20 protein-coding genes and 1 tRNA gene are annotated in these 23,455 nt (G+C 66.0%); 14 read left to right on the top strand and 7 right to left on the bottom strand.

Features of this window, described 5'->3' with window-relative positions; genetic code table 11:
• Positions 1-122: 122 nt before the first annotated feature.
• Positions 123-1,643 (bottom strand): aldehyde dehydrogenase, encoded by a 1,521-nt coding sequence (adh, locus tag BO1_RS34955; RefSeq protein WP_028221540.1) that lies wholly within the window; start codon positions 1,641-1,643, stop codon positions 123-125.
• A gap of 424 nt (positions 1,644-2,067) precedes the next feature.
• Here adh and BO1_RS34950 point away from each other — a divergent pair, with 424 nt between their 5' ends.
• A complete protein-coding gene (locus BO1_RS34950; protein WP_028221539.1) occupies positions 2,068-2,262 on the top strand; it encodes a hypothetical protein in 195 nt (64 codons plus the stop codon).
• 22 nt (positions 2,263-2,284) lie between these two features.
• On the opposite strand, the gene BO1_RS34945 is transcribed toward BO1_RS34950, so the two are convergent.
• Positions 2,285-2,602: a hypothetical protein gene (locus BO1_RS34945; RefSeq protein ID WP_028221538.1), complete on the bottom strand. Its 318-nt coding sequence runs from the start codon at positions 2,600-2,602 to the stop codon at positions 2,285-2,287.
• 243 nt (positions 2,603-2,845) lie between these two features.
• Here BO1_RS34945 and BO1_RS54005 point away from each other — a divergent pair, with 243 nt between their 5' ends.
• Entirely contained in the window at positions 2,846-3,127 is a 282-nt protein-coding gene (locus BO1_RS54005) for a hypothetical protein (RefSeq protein ID WP_063744736.1), read from the top strand.
• A gap of 87 nt (positions 3,128-3,214) precedes the next feature.
• On the opposite strand, the gene BO1_RS34935 is transcribed toward BO1_RS54005, so the two are convergent.
• Positions 3,215-3,290 (bottom strand) — tRNA-Lys (locus BO1_RS34935).
• A gap of 307 nt (positions 3,291-3,597) precedes the next feature.
• Here BO1_RS34935 and BO1_RS34930 point away from each other — a divergent pair.
• Together BO1_RS34930 and BO1_RS34925 are read left to right on the top strand one after the other, a co-directional pair.
• Positions 3,598-4,002 carry a PaaI family thioesterase gene (locus BO1_RS34930; RefSeq protein ID WP_028221537.1) on the top strand — a complete coding sequence of 135 codons (405 nt, stop codon included), beginning with the start codon at positions 3,598-3,600 and terminating at the stop codon, positions 4,000-4,002.
• 39 nt (positions 4,003-4,041) lie between these two features.
• Positions 4,042-4,950 carry a patatin-like phospholipase family protein gene (locus BO1_RS34925; protein ID WP_028221536.1) on the top strand — a complete coding sequence of 303 codons (909 nt, stop codon included), beginning with the start codon at positions 4,042-4,044 and terminating at the stop codon, positions 4,948-4,950.
• Between the two features lie 73 nt (positions 4,951-5,023).
• On the opposite strand, the gene BO1_RS34920 is transcribed toward BO1_RS34925, so the two are convergent.
• A complete protein-coding gene (locus tag BO1_RS34920; protein ID WP_028221535.1) occupies positions 5,024-6,037 on the bottom strand; it encodes a D-2-hydroxyacid dehydrogenase family protein in 1,014 nt (337 codons plus the stop codon).
• Between the two features lie 385 nt (positions 6,038-6,422).
• Here BO1_RS34920 and BO1_RS34915 point away from each other — a divergent pair, with 385 nt between their 5' ends.
• Together BO1_RS34915 and BO1_RS34910 are read left to right on the top strand one after the other, a co-directional pair.
• Positions 6,423-8,273, top strand: a complete 1,851-nt coding sequence (locus BO1_RS34915; RefSeq protein WP_028221534.1) for a phosphoenolpyruvate carboxykinase (GTP) — start codon at positions 6,423-6,425, stop codon at positions 8,271-8,273.
• A gap of 367 nt (positions 8,274-8,640) precedes the next feature.
• Positions 8,641-9,744, top strand: a complete 1,104-nt coding sequence (locus BO1_RS34910; protein ID WP_028221533.1) for a LysR family transcriptional regulator — start codon at positions 8,641-8,643, stop codon at positions 9,742-9,744.
• A gap of 129 nt (positions 9,745-9,873) precedes the next feature.
• Here BO1_RS34910 and BO1_RS34905 read toward each other — a convergent pair whose 3' ends face one another.
• From BO1_RS34905 to dprA, 3 genes are all read right to left on the bottom strand, one after another.
• The gene (locus BO1_RS34905; protein WP_028221532.1) at positions 9,874-12,537 is read right to left on the bottom strand and encodes a DNA topoisomerase III; all 2,664 of its coding nucleotides are present in this window, start codon (positions 12,535-12,537) and stop codon (positions 9,874-9,876) included.
• A 245-nt stretch (positions 12,538-12,782) separates the two neighbouring features.
• Positions 12,783-13,160: a thioredoxin family protein gene (locus BO1_RS34900; RefSeq protein ID WP_028221531.1), complete on the bottom strand. Its 378-nt coding sequence runs from the start codon at positions 13,158-13,160 to the stop codon at positions 12,783-12,785.
• 76 nt (positions 13,161-13,236) lie between these two features.
• On the bottom strand, positions 13,237-14,478 hold the full coding sequence (gene dprA / locus BO1_RS34895) for a DNA-processing protein DprA (protein ID WP_028221530.1): 1,242 nt from the start codon (positions 14,476-14,478) through the stop codon (positions 13,237-13,239).
• Positions 14,479-14,827: 349 nt separating this feature from the next.
• Between dprA and def the strand changes: the two genes are divergently transcribed.
• The 8 genes from def to BO1_RS34850 form a co-directional block, all read left to right on the top strand.
• Positions 14,828-15,331, top strand: a complete 504-nt coding sequence (gene def / locus BO1_RS34885) for a peptide deformylase (protein ID WP_028221529.1) — start codon at positions 14,828-14,830, stop codon at positions 15,329-15,331.
• Between the two features lie 51 nt (positions 15,332-15,382).
• Entirely contained in the window at positions 15,383-16,381 is a 999-nt protein-coding gene (gene fmt, locus BO1_RS34880; RefSeq protein ID WP_028221528.1) for a methionyl-tRNA formyltransferase, read from the top strand.
• Positions 16,382-16,541: 160 nt separating this feature from the next.
• Positions 16,542-17,195, top strand: coding sequence for a LysE family translocator (locus BO1_RS34875; protein WP_028221527.1), 654 nt, complete (start codon positions 16,542-16,544; stop codon positions 17,193-17,195).
• Positions 17,196-17,330: 135 nt separating this feature from the next.
• Complete coding sequence (htpX, locus tag BO1_RS34870) at positions 17,331-18,188, top strand: zinc metalloprotease HtpX (protein ID WP_028221526.1); 858 nt, start codon at positions 17,331-17,333, stop codon at positions 18,186-18,188.
• A gap of 228 nt (positions 18,189-18,416) precedes the next feature.
• Positions 18,417-20,003, top strand: a complete 1,587-nt coding sequence (gene rsmB, locus BO1_RS34865) for a 16S rRNA (cytosine(967)-C(5))-methyltransferase RsmB (RefSeq protein WP_084688436.1) — start codon at positions 18,417-18,419, stop codon at positions 20,001-20,003.
• A complete protein-coding gene (locus tag BO1_RS34860) occupies positions 20,000-20,590 on the top strand; it encodes a DUF4390 domain-containing protein (RefSeq protein ID WP_028221524.1) in 591 nt (196 codons plus the stop codon). Before rsmB ends, BO1_RS34860 begins: the two co-directional genes overlap by 4 nt.
• Positions 20,580-23,015: a sensor histidine kinase gene (locus BO1_RS34855; RefSeq protein WP_028221523.1), complete on the top strand. Its 2,436-nt coding sequence runs from the start codon at positions 20,580-20,582 to the stop codon at positions 23,013-23,015. The genes BO1_RS34860 and BO1_RS34855 overlap by 11 nt, the downstream gene beginning before the upstream one ends.
• Positions 23,016-23,455, top strand: a 440-nt coding sequence (locus BO1_RS34850) for a response regulator (protein ID WP_028221522.1), incomplete at its 3' end; no start/stop codon positions are given.

Raw genomic sequence — 23,455 nt, 5'->3', positions numbered from 1 at the left:
GGCGAAGCAGCGCAAGCGCGAGCACGCTCGAGTGCGCCGCTTGCGCGCCACACGATGCGTCTGCGCCAGGGCGACCGGGCAATTCGCTCGATCCGCTCGCCCTGGCCGCTCAGCCGCCGCGATCAGAAGAAGCCAAGCGGCTTCTCGCTATAGCTGACGAGCAGGTTCTTCGTCTGCTGGTAGTGGTCGAGCATCATCTTGTGGTTCTCGCGGCCGATGCCCGACTGCTTGTAGCCACCGAACGCCGCGTGCGCCGGATACGCGTGATAGCAGTTGGTCCACACGCGTCCGGCCTGGATCGCCCGGCCGAAGCGGTATGCACGCGTGCCGTCGCGGGTCCAGACGCCGGCGCCGAGGCCATAGAGCGTGTCGTTGGCGATTTCCAGCGCTTCCTCTTCGGTCTTGAAGGTCGTCACGGAAACGACCGGCCCGAAGATCTCTTCCTGGAAGATGCGCATCTTGTTGTGGCCGCGGAAGACCGTGGGCTTCACGTAGTAGCCGTCGCCGAGCTCGCCGGCCAGCGTGTTGCGCTCGCCGCCGATCAGGCATTGCGCGCCTTCCTGCTTGCCGAGGTCGATGTACGAGAGGATCTTCTCGAGCTGCTCCTGCGAGGCCTGCGCGCCGATCATCGTCTTCGGGTCGAGCGGGTGGCCTTGCTGGATCGCGGCCACGCGCTTGATCGCGCGCTCCATGAAACGGTCGTAGATCTTCTCGTCGATCAGCACGCGCGACGGGCAGGTGCACACCTCGCCCTGGTTGAGCGCGAACATCGCGAAGCCTTCGAGCGCCTTGTCGAAGTAGCTGTCGTCGTGGTCGAGCACATCGGCGAAGAAGATGTTCGGGCTCTTGCCGCCGAGCTCCAGCGTCACGGGAATGATGTTCTGGCTCGCGTACTGCATGATCAGGCGGCCCGTGGTGGTCTCGCCAGTGAAGGCGATCTTGGCGATGCGGCGGCTCGAGGCGAGCGGCTTGCCGGCTTCGAGGCCAAAGCCGTTCACGACGTTGAGCACGCCCGGCGGCAGCAGGTCCTGAATCAGCTCGACGAGCACGAGCAGCGAGGCGGGCGTCTGCTCGGCGGGCTTGAGCACCACGCAGTTGCCGGCGGCCAGCGCGGGCGCGAGCTTCCAGGCGGCCATCAGGATCGGGAAGTTCCACGGAATGATCTGGCCGACCACGCCGAGCGGCTCGTGGAAGTGATAGGCGACCGTGTCGTGATCGATCTCCGAGATGCCGCCTTCCTGCGCGCGCACGCAGCTCGCGAAGTAGCGGAAATGATCGATGGCGAGCGGGATGTCGGCGGCGAGCGTCTCGCGCAGCGGCTTGCCGTTATCGATGGTTTCGGCCACGGCGAGCCTGTGCAGGTTCTGCTCGAGGCGGTCGGCGATGCGGTTGAGGATGTTGGCGCGCTCGGTCGACGAGGTCTTGCCCCACGCGTCCTTGGCCTTGTGCGCGGCATCGAGCGCGAGCTCGACGTCGGCTTCGCGCGAGCGCGGAATCGAGGTGAACGGATGGCCGGTGATGGGCGAGATGTCTTCGAAATATTCGCCGCCAAGCGGCGCCACCCATTCGCCGCCGATGAAATTGCCGTACTGCTTCTTGTAGGGGAACTCGGTGTTCAGAAACTGCATGTCCGCGTGATTCATCTACGTGCTCCTCACTGATCTCTGTCGATATGGATGGGCGCGGAGGCCACGATGCTGCTGACGGCCGCGCAACCGGAGCGCTGTTACGCCAGAAGCGTGCCAGCGAGCACGCATTCACGGTGCGGCGGGCGTTTGCGGGATCATCGGATCGAAAAAGGGGCTCGGGCTTGGCCCGGGCGCACGAAGCGGCCTGTGCCCGCTGTGCCGCGGCGGAGCAGCACGCTACGAGGCTGCTCAGAAAAGGAACAGGCGGCTAATGATGCGCGGAACACTGCACTGAGCATCACGCAATACGAAGGCAGCTAGCAGGCGAGGGCGCGGGAGCGGGCGCGCAGGCAGAAAGCGCAGCGCAGCGCGGGAAAAATGCGGCGCGCAGGGCGCGCATGCTGTAGGCTTTGCACCCGTAACAGCAAGGAGAGTTTGCATGTCGAGCACATTCGTCTGCCGCAATCAGTCGTGCGGCACCCCGTGGGAGCAGAGTGACGTGGTCATCAAGAACGAGGGCCAGGGCCCGCTGTTCCGTTGCCCGCTGTGCGGCGCCCGCAATTATCTCGAGCAGTTCGAAGACGACGAGGGCAATGTCGTCTACGAGCAGGTGGACGGCAAGCCGTTCCTTTAAGCCGGGCGCCCCCGGGAGTTCGTCAGAGAATTTCGGAAGCGAGCGAGACACCGAAGATCAGGCCGCCGATCAGACCGAGTGCGCGGCCGACGAGCAGCAGATTCAGGTCTTCGTCGAGCATGCCGGCGTCGCGCCGCTCGCGCAGCACGGTCCGGTGCAGCAGCGGGCGCGGGAACAGCAGGCAGGCGGAAATCAGGGCTGGCACGGCTAGCCGGACGACTGCGCTGTAGTGGCGGTCCGAGGGAAAATCGAGCCAGACTAGCAGCACGACGAGGAGCGCGGTGAGGATGGCGCCGACGATTGCGCCGGCGACGAGTTTGTCGGTGGGATGCCCGTGCATGTCAACTGCCTCAGAGTGTTTTCAGTGGCACCATCATCTGATGTATGTCAGAAAAACCCCATCGGAGCAGTCTTAAAACACAGGCGCGCGGTCTGGCGGAGCGCAAAAAGCATAGTGCGTGCCAGGCTTCGTTTTTCGCGACAGGTTTACACCTATCCGATCGGGTAGGCTGGCGTCGCCGTCCCGGCGTCCTACAGTAACGTCAGATGATAAGAAATACTGTCGGACATTACGGGGTGTGCCATGACATTCGTTGAACAAGAAATCGCGCATATCGCGCGCGTGATGCCGCTCTCGCTCGCGAGCGACTTCGAAGAGCCGGTCATGGGCGTCAATTACTGGCGCAAACGGCTGCACACCCTGCTCAAGCAGAATCACTTGACCCACGTTCAGCTCGCGACCGTCGACACGCTTTTGCGCCAACTCGATGGCTTCGAGTCGCTCGGCCGCTGGCTGCCGGAGCCGAACAAGGTCGCGCGGCTGCCGGTGCGGATGAGAGAAAGCCGCGCCATGGCGGTGGTTTGAATCGGCTTGTTCCACCCGTCCGCGCAAGGTAGACGCGGAAAAGCAAAAAGCCCGGTCGCGGTGACCGGGCTTTTTACATGAATTCGCTGGTGGGGCGTGAGTGACTCGAACACTCGACCTACGGATTAAGAGTCCGCTGCTCTACCAACTGAGCTAACGCCCCCAACAGAAGAAAAATTATGCCCGGCTTTTTGAGAGTTGGCAAGTCCTTTTCGCAAATTTCCTAAAAATAGTTGTCGGCCGGTAGCGGTTCCCAACGGCGGAAGGCCAGGTGAGCTTCGGCCATCGCTTTGACACAGTGCCGTGTTGAGCCGTCGGCGATGCGTCCCGGTATGATGTCGCCACGCCGCGCTGATTCCCAGCCGGCAAGCCGCGTAGTGCTCCCCGAATCCGCTGCCCGATCCATTCGATGCGCCGGGTCAGGCGGCCTTGCCGCGCGGCATGAATTCCAGACAAGAAGGCATAAGACGATGGACGAAAAGGCAATCGACGCGCTCCTCGAGCGCGTGCTGGCGCCGTGGGTCAAGGCGCTCGGGCTGAGGCCGGTCGAAGTCACGGAGGAGAGCGCCACGATGCGTCTGCCATTTTCCGGCGAACTGCGTCACTCGGGCGGTTCGATCTGCGGCCAGGTGTTCATGGCCGCAGCGGACACAGCGATGATCGTCGCCATTGCCGCGGCGCTCGGCGAGTTCAGGCCCATGACCACGGTGGCGCTGAACACCAACTTCATGCGCGCCGTGCGCAAGGGCGACGTGACGATCACGGCCCGCGTGCTGCGCATGGGCCGCAATCTGGTGTTCGGTGAAATAGAACTCTACGACGAAGAGGGCCGAATGGCCGTCCACGCCACCTCGACCTACGCGCTGCTCGATTAAGCTCTTGCCTTCAGGACGTTATCGAGAGCTAGAGGACGCATGTTCGATCAGGTTGTCTTTGCCGGCGGCGGCAATCGTTGCTGGTGGCAGGCGGGGTTCTGGGACGTCGTACAGCCGCAGCTGCAGATACGCCCGCGCGTGATCACGGGCATCTCGGCGGGCGCGGCCACCGCCTGCATGCTCTACATGCGCGACTCGCAGTGGGTCATGCGCTATTACGAAGAAGCGCTCAAGCACAACAAGCGCAACGCCTATTGGGGCAATCTGCTGCGCGGCGAAGCGGTCTTTCCGCACTACCGCATCTACCGCCAGGCGCTGCTCGACATCTACGGTCCGCAGTTCACCAGGCTGCAGGACGCGCCCGAGATCCGCATCGGCGTGTCGCATCTGCCGCGCTGGCTGGGCGCGCGCAGTGCCGTCGCGGCGGGGCTCATCGCGTACAACATCGAAAAGCACGTCCGCAAGACGCTACATCCCACGCTCGGGCGCAAGCTAGGCTTTCACCCGGAATTCGTCATCGCGCAGGACTGCGAGCGCGTGGACGATCTCGCCGACCTGGTCTTGCAGTCCTCATGCACGCCGCCCTTCACGCCGGTCCTGCGCCGCAACGGGCGGCCGGTGCTCGATGGCGGCATGGTCGACAACGTGCCCGTGGGCGCGCTCGACGACACGCCGGGCCGCGTGCTGGTGATGGTGACGCGCCTTTATCCGCGTCCGCAGATGTTCGTCGTGCAGCACCGCACGGGCGTGGTCGGCGGCGCATCAGGTGGCGAAGCGGCCGGCGTGCAGCAGCGTCTGTATGTGCAGCCCTCGGCCAAGGTGCCGATTTCGAGCTGGGACTACACGAGCCCGCTGCAGATGCAGCACGCTTACAACCTCGGCGCCCAGGACGGCGAGCGCTTCCTCGAGCGTCTGCCTGAGGTATTCGCAGCGGCGGGGCACGCGTGATGGCAGCCCGTTGCGTACGCACATGAAAAAAGGCGGCCCGAGCCGCCTTTTTCGTCCTTTCAGCGCCTCGCGCCTAGCGGCGACGCCCGCCTTGCAGCGCCTCGGGATTCGCGACGTGCGATTGATCGCCGGCGTCGAAAGCGAGGATGTTGCGGAACGCCGCGCCGAAGTAGAGCTCGTAGCTCTCGCGCTCGACATAGCCGATGTGCGGCGTGCAGATCACGTTCTCCATGCGCAGCAGGCTGTAGCCCTGCAGGATCGGCTCGCTTTCGAACACGTCGATGGCGACCATGCCCGGCCGGTTGTGCGACAGCGCGCCAAGCAGCGCGTTTTCTTCGAGCAGCTCCGCGCGGCTCGTATTGACGAGCAGCGAAGTCGGTTTCATGCGCAACAGATCTTCCTGCTTGACGATGCCGCGCGTGTCGTCGTGCAGGCGCAGATGCAGCGAGAGGATGTCGCTCTCTTCGAAGAGCGCCTCGCGGCTGGCGGCCGCTTCATAGCCGTCGGCGCGCGCCGCTTCGAGCGAGTGCTCGCGGCCCCAGACGATCACGCGCATGCCGAACGCCTTGCCGTAGCCGGCCACGAGGCGCCCGATCTTGCCGTAGCCCCAGATCCCGAGCGTCTGGCCGCGCAGGACCTGGCCCAGACCGAAATTGGGCGGCATGGCCGAGGTTTTGAGCCCCGACTGCTGCCACGCGCCCTGCTTGAGGTTGGCCACGTACTGCGGAATGCGCCGTTGCGCCGCCATGATGAGCGCCCACGTGAGTTCGGCGGGCGCGACCGGCGAGCCGGTGCCTTCGAGCACGGCAATGCCGCGTTCGCTGCAGGCGGCCATGTCGATGTGCGGGCCGGCTTTGCCCGTCTGGCTGATCATGCGCAGATGCGGGAGCTTGTCGAGCAGTTGCGAGGAGATGCGGGTGCGTTCGCGGATCAGCACGAGCGCGTCGACTTCGGCCAGCCGGCTTGCGAGCTGGCCGAGACCGCGCACGGTGTTGTTGAAGACCTTGACCTCGTGATCGGCAAGCAATTGAAAGCAGTCGAGCTTGCGGACGGCGTCCTGGTAGTCGTCAAGGATGGCAATTTTCATGGCAGCTTGGGTGAGGGTTGGCGCACATCTCGGTGCGACTCGTGTTCATCTGGTGGTTATCCCACTATGCAGCGCGCGGAAGGCTGGTATGAATACAAGGGTGCCTTCCGGTGCACGGAACAGCTGGGCACTGCAATTGCTGTTCTATGCGATGGCGCTCAATACGGCCAGACACAATTTGAATGAGAATTTCCCCCCTTTTATCAGCTTGAAGGGTCACGACGCAAGCCGCTTTACAGACGGTTGCGAACCCTCGCTGACAGGGTCTTGACGGCCTGCCCGACTGCGCGAACGGCGGAATGCGTTCACGCAGGTTGTGCCTCTCGCACGCAGCGTCGAAAAGGGCCCGACTCGAATTTTTATCAGCCCTCACGGAGACATATCGATGAATCATCCCGACTTCCCCGCTCAGGCTGCCGCCCAGGCGCCGGCCTGGGTCCGGCACCGGAAACTGATCGAGTGGGTGCAGCAGATTGCGGCGCACACGCAACCCGAGCACATCGTCTGGTGCGATGGCTCGCAGGAAGAGTACGACCGCCTGTGCCAGCAGATGGTCGACGCAGGGACGATGCGCCGTCTCAATCCGCAGAAACGCCCGAACTCGTATCTCGCATGCTCCGATCCCTCGGACGTGGCGCGCGTGGAGGACCGCACCTTCATCTGCTGTGAAAAGCAGGAAGACGCCGGCCCGACCAACAACTGGATGGCGCCCGCCGAGATGCGCTCGACGCTGGACGGTCTGTTCGCCGGCTCCATGCGCGGCCGCACGATGTACGTCGTGCCGTTCTCGATGGGCCCGCTCGGTTCGCCCATTGCGCATATCGGCGTCGAGCTTTCCGATAGCCCGTACGTGGCCGTGAACATGCGGATCATGACGCGCATGGGCCGCGCCGTGTACGACGTGCTCGGCGAGGACGGTGCGTTCGTGCCGTGCGTGCACAGCGTGGGCGCGCCGCTGGCGGAGGGCGAGCAGGATGTGCCGTGGCCGTGCAACAAGACGAAGTACATCGTCCATTTCCCGGAATCGCGCGAGATCTGGAGCTATGGCTCGGGCTATGGCGGCAACGCGCTGCTCGGCAAGAAGTGCTTTGCGTTGCGCATCGCCTCGACCATGGGCCGCGACGAAGGCTGGCTCGCCGAGCACATGCTGATTCTTGGCGTGCGCTCCCCGCAAGGGCGCAAGTATCACGTCGCGGCGGCGTTCCCGTCGGCGTGCGGCAAGACCAATTTCGCCATGCTGATTCCGCCGGCTGCCATGAACGGCTGGGAAATCAGCACGATCGGCGACGATATCGCCTGGATCAAGCCGGGTGCGGACGGCCGTCTCTACGCGATCAACCCGGAAGCCGGCTATTTCGGCGTGGCGCCGGGCACGAGCGAAAAGACCAACTACAACGCCATGGCGACGCTCAAGGAGAACGTGATCTTCACGAACGTCGCGCTCACCGATGACGGCGATGTCTGGTGGGAAGGCATGACCGACGATCCGCCCGCGCACCTGATCGACTGGCAGGGCAACGACTGGACGCCCGCCATCGGCAAAGAGACGGGCCGCAAGGCCGCGCATCCGAACGCGCGCTTCACGGCGCCCGCTTCGCAATGCCCGTCGATCGATCCCGCCTGGGAAGATCCGAAGGGCGTGGCGATTGACGCCTTCCTGTTCGGCGGCCGCCGCTCGACCACGGTGCCGCTCGTGACCGAGGCGCGCGACTGGACGCAGGGCGTCTACATGGCCGCGACCATGGGCTCCGAGACCACGGCGGCGGCGGCCGGGCAGCAGGGCGTGGTGCGCCGCGACCCGTTCGCGATGCTGCCGTTCTGCGGCTACAACATGGCCGACTACTTCGGCCACTGGCTCAAGGTGGGCGAGCGCCTCTCGAAGCTGGGCGCCACGCTGCCGCGCATCTTCTGCGTGAATTGGTTCCGCAAGGGCCCGGACGGCAAGTTCGTCTGGCCCGGTTTCGGCGAGAACATGCGCGTGCTCGAATGGATGGTGCGCCGCATCGAAGGCGAGGCCCAGGGCGAAGACCATGCGTTCGGCGTTTCGCCGCGCTACGACGACCTGAACTGGGGCGGCATGGACTTCACACCGGCGCAGTTCGAGCAGGTGATCTCAGTCGATGCCGATGCGTGGCGTGAGGAACTCGCGCTGCACTCGGAACTCTTCGAGAAGCTCGCTCACGGCTTGCCGAAGGCGCTCAGCGATGCGCGCACGGCACTCGAAGCGCGATTTTGAGCGCTGGCGTGAAATGAAGGTGAGTGCTCACTAGCATCGTTGTACTGCCTTTTTTAGCCTGACCAGGAAACACGAGCCGCCTTCGGGCGGCTTTTTATTTTAGGGGTCCGATCATTAATTGCCATGCCGGATCAGCGCGGTGTGGCCGCTGTTCATCGGGCGTCGGGATATTTCGCTGCAGTGCGCAAAATTGTTTCGGCTTGGGAAACAATCGCCGATCTGACAGTGCGTCTTGAGTGAGAGTCGCGAAAATTACAAAGAATTTCAGGCATTCTTAGGCAACTTCTGCACGATTTCTCATGTCGTAGGAGAATTCGCGGTTTCCGCCGCCGTTTTTCGGCGGACCGTAACAGGCAGGAGTTGTCACATGGATCATTTGCAGTCGATGCGAGTATTCGTCAAAGTGGCCGACCTCGGCAGTTTTGCCCGGGCCGCTTCCGCGATGGATATCTCCAATGCGGTTGCAACGCGTCACGTCGCCGACCTTGAAGGGCGGCTTGGCACGCGTTTGCTCAATCGCACGACCCGCAGCCTTTCCCTCACCGAATCCGGGCAGGTCTACCTCGAACGCGCCCGCCAGATTCTCGACGAGCTCGAAGATGTCGAGCAGATGGTGGTGGCGCGCAACCATGAGCCGGTCGGCACGCTGCGCATCGTCGCGCCGGTGGTCTTCGGGCTGCACAACCTCGCGCCCGTGCTGCAGACCTATACGCAGCGCTATCCGCAAGTCGTTCCCGACGTGACGCTGGTCGACCGCCAGGTGGATCTCGTCGAAGAAGGTTTCGATCTGGGCGTCGTGACCGCGCGCCAGATGCGCAGCGCGAGCATCGTCACGCGCCGTCTCACGACGGGCTGCATGACCGTGTGCGCCACGCCGGCCTATCTGGAGAAGCACGGCACGCCCACGCGCCCCGAGCATCTGATGGAGCATCCGTCGCTTTCGCTGCCCTCGGAGTACTGGGGCGACGAGCGCGTGTTCACGGGGCCGGATGGCGAGGTGCGCGTGCGCCCGACCAACGTGATTGTCGCGAACAACACCGAGATGCTGCGCCAGTTCGTGCTGCTCGGCATGGGCATCTCGATCCTGCCGAGCTACCTGATCGGGCGCGACATGACGCGCGGGCGCCTCGTGCGCCTGCTCGGCGACTATCGGCTGCCGCAGGTCGAGATCAACGTCGCGTATCCGAGCCGCCGCCACTTGCCGGCGAAGGTGCGCACGTTCATCGACCACCTCGTCGAGCACTTCAGCCAGACGCCGAACAGCCAGCTCGGCGAGCAGTGGGTCAAAGACGGGCTCGCGCGGCCGGCAAACGGCGTCGCGCACCCGCTGGTACCTGAGGCGTTCGACGGCCTGGAGCCGGTTTCCGGCTTGCTTGACGGCGATCACCACGGCACGCCGGGCGAGCGTGCGACGAAGGCGCCGCGCGTGGCTGCTGGGCGCGCGCGTACGTCGGCGCTGTCGCCGCTATAAGGGTGTTACGGCGCCTCGCGCGCGGGGCAGGACGGCAATAAAAAAAAGCGCAGCTTCGTGAGAAGCTGCGCTTTTTGCTTGCACATGCCGCCGGGAGCGGCGGCTGAACGGTGCGCGAAACGGACCCGATTACGAGCCGGTCTTGCGCGCCGGCGTTTTGCGGGCAGCGGTCTTTTTCGCGGGCGCGGTCTTGGCGGCAGCCGTCTTGCGCGCCGGCTTCGCGCTCGTTTCGGCGGCGTCGTTCGCGGCTTCATCCGTTTCCGCCGTGGCAGCCGCGGCCGTCGACTTCTTCGCTGCCGTCTTGGCTGCCGTCTTGGCTGCCGTCTTGGCGCTCGGCTCCTTCTTCTCGAACTCGAAGCCGATCTTGCCGTCGCTCTGCTTGACGAGGAACGCCTTGAAGTTGCGCCCCGTGCGCGACGACTTGAAGTTCGTCAGCAGGTCGGTGCGGCCTTCGGAAAGCAGCTTCGCCATCTGCTCGCGCGCGATCTCCTGTTGCAGGATCACCTTGCCCGAGCGGAAATCGCAGGTCTTCGGGTTCGCGACCGAATGCTCGCAGACGTAGCTCATGCCGTGCTCGAACACGCGGCCCTTGCACTTCGGGCACGCGCCAACCGGTTCCTGCTGAGAGAAGTCCGGCGCTTCGCCGTCCTCGCCGCCCTGGTCCTGGCCGAAGTCGAATTCGAGCTTGAAGTTCTTGATCTCGTCGTCGAAGGAGAGCTTGAGGATGGCCGAGAACGGCCGGCCCATCTTGCTGCGGAAGCCCGAGAGCGGGCCGATCGTCTTGTTCTGCAGCAGCTCTTCCACTTCCGGGATCTCGAACTGGCGACCGCCCGGGATCTTCGAGATCGAGAACTCGCACTTCGTGCACGCGAAGCGGCGATAGTTTTCCTTCACCTGGCCACCGCAGTTCGGGCACGGCGTTTCCAGCGTCGCGTAGTCGCCGGGAATGGTGTCGGAGTCGTATTCTTTCGCGCGCTTCACGATGGTCTGCGTCATGCGGGCGATTTCCTGCATGAACGCGTCGCGCGGAAGCTTGCCGCGCTCCATCTGCGAGAGCTTGTATTCCCATTCGCCGGTGAGTTCCGGCGCGGTGAGTTCCTCGACGCCGAGGCCGCGCAGGAGCGTCATGAGCTGGAACGCCTTGGCCGTGGGAATCAGCTCGCGGCCTTCGCGCACCAGATATTTTTCGCCGAGCAGGCCTTCGATGATCGCCGCGCGCGTGGCCGGCGTGCCCAGGCCCTTGGCGGCCATCGCCTCGCGCAGCTCCTCGTCGTCGACGAGCTTGCCCGCGCCTTCCATCGCCGAGAGCAGCGTCGCTTCGTTGTAGCGCGCAGGCGGCTTGGTCACGAGCTGATGCGCCGCGATCTTGTCGGTCTTGACCTTCTCGTCCTTCTGCACCGGCACGAGGTTGGCGTCCTCGCCGCCCGAGTCGCGGCCGTAGACCTGCAGCCAGCCCGGCTCGACCAGCACCTTGCCCTCGGTCTTGAAGTGATGGCCGGCCACTTCGGTGATACGCGTGGTCACGCGGTACTCCGCCGCCGGGAAGAACACGGCGAGGAAGCGCTTCACGACGAGGTCATAGAGCTTCTGCTCGGGCTCGGAAAGCGACTTCGGCGCCTGCAGCGTGGGGATGATGGCGAAGTGGTCGCTGATCTTCGAGTTGTCGAAGATGCGCTTGTTCGGCTTCACCCAGCCCTTGTCGAGCACCTGCTTCGCGTGCGGCAGGTAGTTGTTGCTCTCCTTGAGCATCTCGAGCGTCTCTTTCACGGTGCCGAGGTAATCCTCGGGCAGCGCGCGCGAATCGGTACGCGGGTAGGTGAGCACCTTGTGCTTTTCGTACAGCGCCTGGGCGAGGCCGAGCGTGTTCTTGGCCGAGAAGCCGAAGCGGCCGTTGGCTTCGCGCTGCAGGCTCGTCAGGTCGAAGAGCGCGGGCGAGAGCTGGGTGGACGGCTTCGATTCCTCGGTGACCGTGCCTTCGCGGCCATGGCAGGCGGCCACGATGGTCTCGGCGGCCGGCAGGCTCCAGAGACGCGAGTCGCGCTTTTCCGGATCGAACTCGTCCTTCTTGAATTTCGGGTCGAACCAGCGGCCCTCATAGAAGCCCTTGGCGCAGACGAACTCCGCGCGCACTTCCCAATAGTCGCGCGGGACGAAGCGGCGAATTTTCTCCTCACGTTCGACGACGATCGACAAAGTTGGCGTCTGAACGCGGCCGACCGTGGTGAGGAAGAAGCCGCCGCCCTTGCTGTTGAAGGCCGTCATCGCGCGCGTGCCGTTGATGCCCACGAGCCAGTCGGCTTCCGAGCGGCAGCGGGCCGCGTCGGCGAGCGGCTGCATGTCGTGGTCGCTGCGCAGGTTCGCGAAGCCGTCGCGGATCGCCTGCGGCGTCATCGACTGGAGCCACAGGCGCTGGACCGGCTGCTTGGCCTTCGCGTGCTGCGCGATCAGGCGGAAAATCAGCTCGCCTTCGCGCCCCGCGTCGCAGGCGTTGATGAGTTGCGTGACGTCCTTGCGCTTGAGCAGCCTGGTGAGCACCTTGAGCCGCGACTCGCTCTTGGCGATCGGGTTCAGGTCGAAATGCGGCGGGATGACCGGCAGATGCGCGAAGCTCCATTTGCCTCGCTTGACTTCGTACTCTTCGGGCGCGGCGATTTCCAGCAAGTGGCCAACCGCCGACGAAAGCACGTAGTCGTCGCTTTCGTAGTACTCGTCATGCTTGGTAAATCCGCCCAAAGCGCGCGCGATATCGTTCGCGACGGATGGCTTCTCGGCGATGATCAGGGCTTTGGACATGACTGGTCGTGTGTGGGTGATTCCGGGCTTTGAATAGGGTTCGCGCCCCGCGGCTATGCCGTCTGAGTTCGTTTCGGGGCCGGCGCGGCGCGTTTCGCCTCTCGCTTAACGACCGCTTTATAGCACATGGCGCAGCGGGGGCGATTTTCGTGTTATCGGATGTGTGCCGCCTGGCGCTCGCGGCGGCCTTGCTTGTCTGCGGTTCGCAGGGCGCTCGCGGGGCGCTCCGGGACTGCGCCAGCGCGCTACGCCTCGACCAGCACGGGCCGCAGCTTCGGTGCATCGGCGACGCCCGGCAGCGCGGTGAGATCCGCGAGCATGCGCTCGACCACGGCGCCGTGCGGCAGCACCGTGCCGAAAAAGCGGGTGGCCTTGCCGTCTTCGATCAGGATGGTGGGGAAGTTTTCCACATCGAGGTCGTCGAAGCGGTCGGCGTGCGTTTCGATGTCGATCCACGCGAAGCAGATCTCGGGATGGGCTTCGGCGATACGGTCGAACGTCGCCCGATAGTCGCGACAGGTGCCGCACCACTGAGCGCACAGACAGGCGACGAACAGCGTGTCGCGGTCGGTGACGCGCTCGGCGATCTGGTCGGCGTCGGTGTCGAGGTCAAGCGCGGGCATGGTCGTTCCTTGCGTTCTCTTATATATAGTGTGGGCGTTTGGCGGGTGTTTGGCGCGAATGTAACACGGCGGCGGACTAGTCGTGAGACGCCCGCGTAAACCGGCCTCCGGGCAGCGTGCTGACGTGCCCGGCCAGCTCTAGCCGCAGCAGCGTGGCCTGCAGGACCGCCTCGGTCATGTCGGTGCGTTGCGCGAGGATTTCAAGCGTGGCGGGGGCGTGGCCGAGCGCGGCAAGCAGTGCGCGGGCCTCGGGCCCGAGCGGCGCGGTGGGTGCGCGCCTCGCTTCGGCTGGCGGCCGTGTCTGGGCGGCGTCTTGCGCAAGGTGGGGAGGCTGCGTTTCGAATTCGAGCGGAAGCGTCATTGCGCATGCCGGACTTCGCTCACGCGGCGCAGCGGGACGCCGCGCACGCGGTGCCGGCTGCGTGAACCGCAGCGCCTCGAGCACTTCCTCCGGCGTCTCGACCAGTTGCGCCCCTTCTTTGATCAGCCGATGGCACCCGCGCGAGAGCGGCGCATGGACCGAGCCTGGCAGGGCGAACACATCGCGTCCCATTTCGTTGGCGAGCCGCGCGGTGATGAGCGAGCCCGAGCGCATGGCGGCCTCGACGACGATGACCCCCTCCACGAGCGCCGCGATCACACGATTGCGCTGCGGGAAATTCGCTGAGCGCGCGGGCGTGCCGAGCGGCCATTCGGTGGCGAGCACGCCGCGCGCGGCGATCTCGGTCGCGAGGGCGTGGTGCGCGGCGGGATAGACGAGGTCGGCGCCCGTGCCCGTGATGGCGACGGTGCTGCCGGGTTCGTCCAGCGCGCCCCGGTGGGCCGCGCCATCCACGCCGAGTGCGAGGCCCGAGACGACCGTGACGCCGGCTGCGGCGAGCGTGCGAGCGAAGCGCGTGGCGTCTTCGAGCGCTTGCGGCGTGGCGCTGCGGCTGCCCACCACGGCCACGCTGCGCGCATGCAGCAGATCGAGCCGCCCCTTCACGTAGAGAAGCGGCGGCGGGTCGGGCATCGTCAGGAGGCGCGGCGGATAGGCGGGATCGGCGAGCGTGACGAGCGCGTTGCCCGGCGGCGAGCACCAGGCGGCCACGGCCCCGACCTGCTGCGCAAAGTTCGCTGCGGGCGGCGCCAGCACGGCATGGGCCGCTTCATAGCCCGCTGCGGCCGCGAGCGCGTCGAACGGCTGCGCGAGCACATGCTGCGGCAGCCCGAATGCGCCGAGCAGGGCGCGTAGCGCCGCCGGCTTCAGGCCCCGTGTGTTCGCGAGGCGCAGCCAGGCGCTGAGTTCGTCGGCCCCGAGCGGCAAGGTGGCGAGCATCGGCGATTCTCCGTCGACGGGCGAACGGTGGCCCGTCGTGTTAAAATTTTCACCATCCGAAATTCATTTGCGGCGCTGTGACGCATCGTCACGGCGTGCTGCGGGCGTCGCGCCTATTGCGGGATTTCGTGCCGATTCCGTTCGCGCAGTGGCAGAACGGGCGCGAGCAGTGCTTGCGAGGCCGGCGCCGGCGGCGTGTTGATTCCGGTCATTTCGTTCGTATCTGTCCGACTATCTTCTGTATTCCGCAAGGGGCGCACCAGTTGGCCGAACGGCCAGTTCGCGCGCTTGCCGCGCTTGCTGCCTTTGTCGCGCGGTCCGCGGCGCCCAACCAGGAACCTGACAAACCATGGCTCTACTGAACATTCTTCATTACCCGGACAAGCGCCTGCACAAGGTCGCCAAGCCCGTCGAGGTGGTCAACGACCGCATCCGCAAGCTCGTCGCCGACATGGCCGAGACCATGTACGCGGCACCCGGCGTGGGTCTTGCCGCCACCCAGATCGACGTGCACGAGCGTGTCGTCGTGATCGACGTTTCCGACGCGCACGACGAACTGCGCGTGTTCATCAACCCGGAAATCGTCTGGGCGAGCAATGAACGGGAAGTGCACGAAGAGGGCTGCCTCTCGGTGCCGGGCATCTACGACAACGTCGAGCGCGCCGAGAAGGTCCGCGTGCGGGCGCTCAACGAGAAAGGCGAGACTTACGAGGTGGACTGCGAAGGGCTGCTCGCCGTCTGCATCCAGCACGAGATGGATCACCTGATGGGCAAGGTGTTCGTCGAGTACCTCTCGCCGCTCAAGCAGACGCGCATCAAGAGCAAGATGAAGAAGCTCGAGCACGCGATGTAACGCTCGCGTGCTGCGCCGCTTCCTTCTTCACTTGCCGATCTTCTAGCGCCCATGAGCCATTCTCTTCGCGTGATTTTTGCCGGTACGCCGGAATTCGCCGCTGCGGCGCTCGCCGCGATCCACGAGGCGGGGTTTGCCGTGCCGCTCGTGCTGACCCAGCCCGACCGTCCCGCCGGACGCGGGATGAAGCTCCAGGCGAGCCCGGTCAAGCGCTACGCGCAGGAGCATGGCATTGCCGTGGCGCAGCCGCCCTCGCTGCGGCGCGCGGGCAAATACCCGGAGGAGGCCGCCGCGGCGCTGGACTTGCTGCGTGCGACGCCGCACGACGTGATGGTGGTCGCCGCCTACGGCCTGATCCTTCCGCAGGAAGTGCTCGACATCCCGCCGCGCGGCTGTATCAACATCCACGGGTCGATCTTGCCGCGCTGGCGCGGCGCGGCGCCCATCCACCGGGCGATCGAGGCCGGCGATGCCGAGACCGGCATCACGCTCATGCAGATGGACGCGGGCCTCGACACCGGTCCAATGATCTCGGAAGTGCGCACGCCCATCGCGTCGACGGACACGACGGCGACGCTGCACGACCGCCTCGCGGCACTGGGCGCCCAGCTCGTGGTGGAGGGGCTGATCCAGCTGGAGCGCGATGGCGCGCTGCCTGTCACGCCGCAGCCCGCCGACGGCGTCACCTATGCCGAGAAGATCGGCAAGCAGGAGGCCGCGCTCGACTTCCGCCGTTCCGCTGTGGCGCTCGCACGGCAGGTTCGGGCGTTCGATCCGTTCCCGGGTGGCGCGGCCACACTGGACGGCGCGCTGCTCAAGCTGTGGTCCGCCGAACCGGCCGATGGCGTGAACGTGCCCGCTGGCGCCGCGCCGGGCCAGATTCTCGACGTTTCGCCCGCGGGCGTCGTGGTGGCGTGCGGCGAGGGCGCCTTGCGCGTGACACAACTGCAGAAGCCTGGCGGCAAGCGCCTGCCGGCGCGCGAATTCCTCGCTGGGATGCCGCTCACGGCCGGCCAGCGCTTCACCCCGACCGACGGCGGCGCAGCGTAAGCACGACACCAGGCGATTCCTGGCCCCGCCTGTCGAGCATCCGGCCTCGCGGCGAGGCAACGCACGCACCGCTGCGCGCGTTAGAATTTGAGGGATTCGGCGAGGCGGCTGCACAGGGCGGCTCGATCCCTCTTTCCGAGTCGCTTTTGCAGGGAACGTCATGCTTGGCATCACTCATTTCGGCTTCTTTCTCGTCGCGGTCTTTCTCCTGAACGTCACGCCGGGCCCCGATACGGCCTATATCGTCGGCCGCAGCGTCGCGCAAGGCCGCAGCGCCGGGCTCGTGTCGGCGCTGGGCATTTCCGCGGGCTGCTGTGTGCACGCGCTGGCCTGCGCGTTCGGGCTGACCGCGCTGCTCGCGGCCTCGGCCACGGCGTTCACGGTCATCAAGCTCGTGGGCGCGTGCTACCTCGTGTATCTCGGCGTGCGTCTGATCTTCGCGAAACAACAAGCCCCGGCCAGCCCAGCCGACACGGCGGAATCCGCTGCGCGCGCCAGCGCACCGCGCCCGCTGCGCCAGCTCTTCCTCTCGGGTTTCTGGACCAACGTGCTCAACCCGAAAGTCGTGCTGTTCTTCGTGTCGTTCTTCCCGCAGTTCGTGAGCGTGACGAGCCCGCACAAGGTGCTCGCGTTTCTCGCGCTCGGTGTCGTGTTCGTCGTCATGAGCACGATCTGGAACAGCTTCGTCGCGTGGATCGCAGGGAGCGTGACGCAGCGCTTCTCCGGCAAGCCGGGCATCAAGAAATGGCTCGACCGCACGGTGGGCTCGGCGTTCGTCGGCCTTGGCGTCAGGCTGGCCACCGCCACGCGCTGAGATTGAATTTTTCAGATCCGCCCATATCTAACAAATCGCTTACAATGCGCTCGCCGCGCCACCGGCTCAATGATGGCCGGGGCCCGTGGCGGGCGTTCAACGATTTGATCCCTGATGGGTGAAGGAGCACAGCACATGTTCAACTGGGTCAAGACCGCGATGTTGATGGCCGCGATTACGGCCCTTTTCATCGTGATTGGCGGCATGATCGGCGGGCATCGCGGCATGATGCTGGCGCTGATGTTTGCGATCGCCATGAACTTCTTCTCGTACTGGTTCTCGGACAAGATGGTCCTGCGCATGTACAACGCGCAGGAAGTGGACGAGACCACGGCGCCGCAGTTCTACCGCATGGTCCGCGAGCTGGCCACGCGCGCGAACATTCCGATGCCGCGTGTCTACCTGATCAACGAAGACGCGCCCAACGCGTTCGCCACGGGCCGCAATCCCGAGCACGCGGCGGTGGCGGCCACCACGGGCATCCTGCGCGTGCTCTCCGAGCGCGAGATGCGCGGCGTGATGGCCCACGAGCTCGCGCACGTGAAGCACCGCGATATCCTCATTTCGACGATCTCGGCCACCATGGCCGGCGCGATCTCGGCGCTCGCCAATTTCGCGATGTTCTTCGGCGGCCGCGACGAGAACGGCCGCCCGTCGAACCCCATCGCCAGCATTGCCGTGGCGCTGCTCGCGCCGATCGCCGGCGCGCTGATCCAGATGGCCATCTCGCGTGCGCGTGAGTTCGAGGCCGATCGCGGCGGCGCGCAGATTTCGGGCGATCCGCAGGCACTGGCTTCGGCGCTCGACAAGATTCATCGCTACGCGCAGGGCATTCCGTTCCCGGCCGCCGAGCAGCATCCGGCCACGGCGCAGATGATGATCATGAATCCGCTCTCGGGCGGCGGGATTGCGAACCTCTTCTCGACGCACCCGGCCACCGAAGAGCGCATCGCGCGGCTCATGGAGATGGCGCGCACCGGCCGCTTCGACTGAAGCAGCGCGGCACGCATGCGAAGGGCAGACCTGCGGGTTTGCCCTTTTTTATTGGCGCGATGCAGGTGAGATGCAGGTGCCGTCAGCGCGCGTCGATTGAGCCGGGCGAGCGGCGTTGCGCCCACGCCACGCTACAATGGCTCGCTAGTGGCTTGCTTTTGCATCCGTTTTTGTACGCGCGTTCGTACGATACGCCGCGCCTTGCCGCGGCCTGCTTCCGGTTTTTCCATGACATCGAGCTCCTCCCGCCGCCCGTCCGGCGCATCCTCTTCCGGTCAGCCTCGCACCAGGCGTGCCGGGCAACCCGCATCGGCGGCGCGCCGGAGTGGGCCGGCTGGGCCGCGTCAGACCGGGCAGCATCAGAGCGCGCAACGCCAGGCCGTCCATCTGGCCCCCGACTCGCTCGGCTTCGCGCTCGACCAGGCGGCGCATGCCGTGGGCGCGGTGCGCGCGGGCGCGGCGCTGCCGGCGGCGCTCACGAGTGCTTTCGCCGCGCTCCCGCACGATATGGCGGCAACGGCGCGCGGCGCCGTGCAGGACATCGCGTATCGCACGATGCGGCGCCTCGGCACCGTGGACTGGCTGATCAAGCAGCGCGTGAGCAAGGCCCCGCCGCCGCCTGTGACGAACCTGCTCGCGTGCGCGCTGGCGCTGCTCGTCGACGACGAGGCGCACGCCGCCTACACGCCGTTTACCGTCGTCGACCAGGCCGTGCGCGCGATCGGTGCGCGCCGCGACGTGGCCTTCGCGAAGGGCCTCGTGAATGCGGTGCTGCGCGGCTTCCTGCGCGAGCGCGAGAGTGCGCTCGCCGCGGCGCAGGCCAATGAAGTCGCGCGCTGGAACTATCCGCAATGGTGGATCGACGCGGTTCGCCGCGCGTGGCCCGATCGCTGGCAGGCGATTCTCGAAGCGGGCAACACCCAGGGGCCGCTCACGCTGCGCGTGAACGCGCGCCGCACGAGCGTCGCCGACTATCTGCAGCGCTTGGGCGAGGAAAATATCGCCGCGACGCCGATCGGCGAGCACGCCGTGCGGCTCGCCGCGCCGCTGCCCGTCGATCGCATTCCGGGCTTCATGGCCGGCGACGTCTCGGTGCAGGACGCGGGCGCGCAAATCGCGGCGCAAATCATGGACGTGCGCGACGGCATGCGCGTGCTCGACGCATGCGCGGCGCCCGGCGGCAAGAGCGGCCATCTGCTCGAACTCGCCGACATCGACCTGATCGCGCTGGAAAGCGATGCCACGCGCGCAGCGCGCATCGGCGAGAACTTCGAGCGTCTCGGCTTTTCGGCCGATCAAGCGGAGGACGATGCGCAGCATCCCGCGTGGCATGCGCGCGTCGTGATCGGCGACGCGGGCGCGCCCGCGAGCTGGTTCGAAGGCGAGCTGTTCGACCGCATTCTCGCGGACGTGCCGTGCTCGGCCTCGGGTATCGTGCGCCGTCATCCCGACATTCGCTGGCTGCGCCGTCAAAGCGATATCGAGGCCCTGGTGCAGGAACAGCGCCGCATCGTCGATGCGTTGTGGGCGCTCGTCAAGCCGGGCGGCGAGCTGCTTTACGTGACGTGCTCGATCTTCCCCGAAGAAGGCGAGGCGCAGGCGAGCTGGTTTGAAAGCACCCACGCGGATGCGGTACGATTGGACGCGCCGGGGCAACTGTTGCCCGCGGCCGACGGCGCGCCGGCCGGGGGGCCTGACTACGGCGCAGCCAGCGTGGCACGGCCGGATGCCGATGTGCAGCACGACGCCCGCCCCGTTCCCGATCGCACCGCAGATCACGACGGCTTCTTCTACGCGCGCTTTCAGAAACGGTGACCATTAAACGCTTCTTCCCGCTACGCTTCGCGGTCCTGATCTGGATCGCGCTGGCTTTCGGCTTCATGGCCGTCACGCCGGCGCGCGCCGATTCGATCTCGGTGCAGCGGGCCTCGCTGCAGGCGGACGGCTCGGGCTGGAGCCTCGACGCCCGCTTCGACTTCGACCTGAACAGCAGCCTGGAAGACGCGGTCAACAAGGGCATTCCGCTCTACTTCACCACCGACTTCGAGCTCACGCGCCCGCGCTGGTACTGGTTCGACGAGCAGCCTGTGAGCGTCTCGCAAAGCATTCGCCTCTCGTTCCAGCCGCTCACGCGCGAGTACCGCGTGTCGAGCGGCGGGCTGCAGCTCGGCTTCACGACGCTCGCGGATGCGCTCGCGGTCATCAAGCACGTCACGTCGTGGCACGTGATCGATGGCAAGCAGGTGCATCCGGGCGAGACCTATACGGCGTCCGTGCGCATGCAGCTCGACGTCGCGCTCATGCCCAAGCCCTTCCAGATCGATGCGGTCAACAACCGCGACTGGAACCTCGCTTCCGACTGGAAGCGCTTTAACTTCACGGTGACCGAACGTGCTAAATAAAGTGCGCCGCGCCACCAGCGTCAGCAGCGTCGTCGTCAGGCTGCTCGTTTCCACCGTCGCCTTCACCGCGACGCTGCTGCTCGTGCTGCTGGCCGCCGCGAGCGCGAATACCGAGTTCTTCGACCGCTACTACGGCTGGCTCTATGCGGCCAACATCGTTGTCGCGCTGATCTTCCTTTCGGTGGTGACGGCGCTCGTGATCGTGATCGCCGTGCGCTTGCGGCGCGGCAAGTTCGGCACACGCTTGCTGGCCAAGCTCGCGTTCTTCTTCGCGCTCGTGGGCGTGGTGCCGGGCGGCATCATCTACATCGTCTCGTATCAGTTCGTCTCGCGCTCGATCGAGTCGTGGTTCGACGTGAACGTCGAAACCGCGCTCACGGCGGGTCTGAATCTCGGGCGCGGCATGCTCGACGCCTCGCTCTCCGACCTGCAGACCAAGGCCCGCCTGATGGCCGAGCAGATCGCAAACGGCGAGGCCGCGGGCACCACGCTCACGCTCTTGCGCGCGCGCGACCAGTTCGGTGTGCAGGACGCCACCATCGTCGAGCCGGTGCGCAGCATGTCGGGCGCGGCGCCGGACATGCACGTGGTCGCGCAGGCGTCGAGCAACTTCTCCTTGCTGATGCCGGCCGATCTGCCCACGCCGCTGATGATCGATCAGGCGCGCGGGCGCGGCTACGCGGCGATCGAAGGCGAAGTGGACGGCGACCCGCATCTGCATGGCCCGAAGGGGGCGCTGCGCCTGCGCGTCGTCACGCGCATTCCCGATGCGAACACAACCGACCTGCAGCCCGTCGAACGCTTCCTGCAACTGGAGCAGCCGGTGCCGGCCGCGCTCGCGCGCAACGCCGACGCCGTGCAGCGCGCCTACCGCGAGTATCAGGAGAAAGCGCTGGGCCGCACGGGCTTGCGCAAGATGTACATCGGCACGCTCACGCTCGCGCTGTTCCTCGCGACCTTCGTCGCGATGATGCTGGCGCTCGCGCTCGGCAACCAGTTGGCGAGGCCCTTGTTCCTGCTCGCGCAGGGCACGAAGGAAGTGACCGAGGGCGACTACACGCCCAAGCGAGAGATCAAGTCGCGCGACGAGCTGGGCTTCCTCACGCAGTCGTTCAACGCGATGACGCGCCAGCTCTCCGAAGCGCGCCAGGCCGTGGAGAAGAACCGCGTCGCGCTCGAGCATTCGAAGGCGTATCTCGAGAGCATTCTCGCGAACCTCACGGCCGGCGTGTTCGTGTTCGATCGCCAGTTCCGGCTGACGACGGCCAACCCGGGCGCCGAACGCATCTTCCGCCACCCGTTCCAGACGCAGCTCGGCCTGCCGATCGATCACGTGACGGCGCTCGGCGATTTCGCGGCGATGGTGCGCAAGGCGTTCGCCGACCAGGAGGCCTCGCGCACGGACCGCGACAGCGGCGAGGTGGACCATGGCCACTGGCAGCAGCAGTTCTCGGTGCCGGTGGCGGGCGAGACCGACCCGCTCACGCTGCTCGTGCGCGGCGCGCGCCTCGTCTCCGACACGGGCCGCGACGCCGGCGACATGCAGACCTCGGGCTACGTGGTCGTGTTCGACGACATCTCCGACGTGATCTCGGCGCAGCGCTCGGTCGCGTGGGGCGAAGTCGCGCGGCGTCTCGCGCACGAGATCAAGAACCCGCTCACGCCGATTCAGCTTTCCGCTGAGCGCCTGCAGATGAAGCTCACCGACAAGCTCGCGCCCTCGGACGCCGAAGTGCTCAAGCGCGGCGCGACCACCATCGTCAATCAGGTCGCGGCGATGAAGCAGATGGTCGACAATTTCCGCGACTACGCGCGCACGCCGCCGGCGGTGCTCGCGAGCCTGCAGCTGAACGATCTCGTGAGCGAGGTGCTCACGCTCTATGGCGCGGAGGAAGGCAAGAGCGCGATCAAGGTCGAACTCTCCGCGCTGCCGATCATCCGTGGCGACGCGACGCAACTGCGCCAGGTCATTCACAACCTCTTGCAGAATGCGCAGGACGCGGTGGCCGACGTTCAGACGCCACGCGTAACGCTGGAGACGCGGGCCGTAGAATACGGCGATCCGGACGCGGACGGCCACACACGTGTGGCGGTGCGTCTCACGGTGTCGGACAACGGGTCCGGGTTCCCGGCGCGCATTCTCACGCGCGCGTTCGAACCCTACGTGACGACCAAGGCCAAAGGAACAGGACTCGGGCTTGCGATGGTCAAGAAGATCATCGACGAGCACGGCGCGCGCATCGACATTCGCAATCGCATGAAAGCGGGCGATGTGATCGAAGGTGCGCAGATCTCGATTCTCTTTCTCCAGCTGGCGGACGACACCAGCCCGAACGCCACCGCCGCCACGCGCGGTCATGGCTCGGCGGGACGCGCGGCAACGGAGCAAGGATCAAAAGCAACAGTGCAGACAAGGGCAGCGTAAATGGCAACCATCCTGGTGGTAGACGATGAAATGGGCATCCGGGAATTGCTCTCGGAGATCCTCAGCGACGAAGGACACGTCGTGGAGCTCGCGGAGGACGCGCAGGAGGCGCGCGCGTTCCGTCAGCGTCAGGTGCCGGACCTGGTGCTGCTCGATATCTGGATGCCGGACACCGATGGCGTCACGCTGCTCAAGGAATGGGCCGCGCAGGGCGAACTGACGATGCCGGTCATCATGATGTCGGGGCATGCGACCATCGACACGGCCGTCGAGGCGACCAAGATCGGCGCGCTCAACTTCCTTGAAAAACCGATCGCGCTGCAAAAGCTTCTGAAGGCGGTCGAGCAGGGGCTCGCGCGCGGCACCGCCGCGCCGGTGCCGGCGAGCGCGCCCGGTGGCGCGAAGCCATCGGCAGGCGGGCCGGCCGTGGTGGCGTCGGC

The sequence above is a fragment of the Paraburkholderia oxyphila NBRC 105797 genome (genome assembly GCF_000685075.1).
Lineage (GTDB): Bacteria > Pseudomonadota > Gammaproteobacteria > Burkholderiales > Burkholderiaceae > Paraburkholderia > Paraburkholderia oxyphila.
The sequence above is the reverse complement of the archived record's forward strand: the minus strand, read 5'-3'. Positions and strand labels throughout refer to the sequence as shown.

Excerpts from the sequence above, each read along its gene's own strand:
- adh (WP_028221540.1), bottom strand. The coding sequence starts at position 1,643 with ATGAATCACGCGGACATGCAGTTTCTGAACACCGAGTTCCCCTACAAG.
- BO1_RS34950 (WP_028221539.1), top strand. The coding sequence starts at position 2,068 with ATGTCGAGCACATTCGTCTGCCGCAATCAGTCGTGCGGCACCCCGTGG.
- BO1_RS34945 (WP_028221538.1), bottom strand. The coding sequence starts at position 2,602 with ATGCACGGGCATCCCACCGACAAACTCGTCGCCGGCGCAATCGTCGGC.
- BO1_RS54005 (WP_063744736.1), top strand. The coding sequence starts at position 2,846 with ATGACATTCGTTGAACAAGAAATCGCGCATATCGCGCGCGTGATGCCG.
- BO1_RS34930 (WP_028221537.1), top strand. The coding sequence starts at position 3,598 with ATGGACGAAAAGGCAATCGACGCGCTCCTCGAGCGCGTGCTGGCGCCG.
- BO1_RS34925 (WP_028221536.1), top strand. The coding sequence starts at position 4,042 with ATGTTCGATCAGGTTGTCTTTGCCGGCGGCGGCAATCGTTGCTGGTGG.
- BO1_RS34920 (WP_028221535.1), bottom strand. The coding sequence starts at position 6,037 with ATGAAAATTGCCATCCTTGACGACTACCAGGACGCCGTCCGCAAGCTC.
- BO1_RS34915 (WP_028221534.1), top strand. The coding sequence starts at position 6,423 with ATGAATCATCCCGACTTCCCCGCTCAGGCTGCCGCCCAGGCGCCGGCC.
- BO1_RS34910 (WP_028221533.1), top strand. The coding sequence starts at position 8,641 with ATGGATCATTTGCAGTCGATGCGAGTATTCGTCAAAGTGGCCGACCTC.
- BO1_RS34905 (WP_028221532.1), bottom strand. The coding sequence starts at position 12,537 with ATGTCCAAAGCCCTGATCATCGCCGAGAAGCCATCCGTCGCGAACGAT.
- BO1_RS34900 (WP_028221531.1), bottom strand. The coding sequence starts at position 13,160 with ATGCCCGCGCTTGACCTCGACACCGACGCCGACCAGATCGCCGAGCGC.
- dprA (WP_028221530.1), bottom strand. The coding sequence starts at position 14,478 with ATGCTCGCCACCTTGCCGCTCGGGGCCGACGAACTCAGCGCCTGGCTG.
- def (WP_028221529.1), top strand. The coding sequence starts at position 14,828 with ATGGCTCTACTGAACATTCTTCATTACCCGGACAAGCGCCTGCACAAG.
- fmt (WP_028221528.1), top strand. The coding sequence starts at position 15,383 with ATGAGCCATTCTCTTCGCGTGATTTTTGCCGGTACGCCGGAATTCGCC.
- BO1_RS34875 (WP_028221527.1), top strand. The coding sequence starts at position 16,542 with ATGCTTGGCATCACTCATTTCGGCTTCTTTCTCGTCGCGGTCTTTCTC.
- htpX (WP_028221526.1), top strand. The coding sequence starts at position 17,331 with ATGTTCAACTGGGTCAAGACCGCGATGTTGATGGCCGCGATTACGGCC.
- rsmB (WP_084688436.1), top strand. The coding sequence starts at position 18,417 with ATGACATCGAGCTCCTCCCGCCGCCCGTCCGGCGCATCCTCTTCCGGT.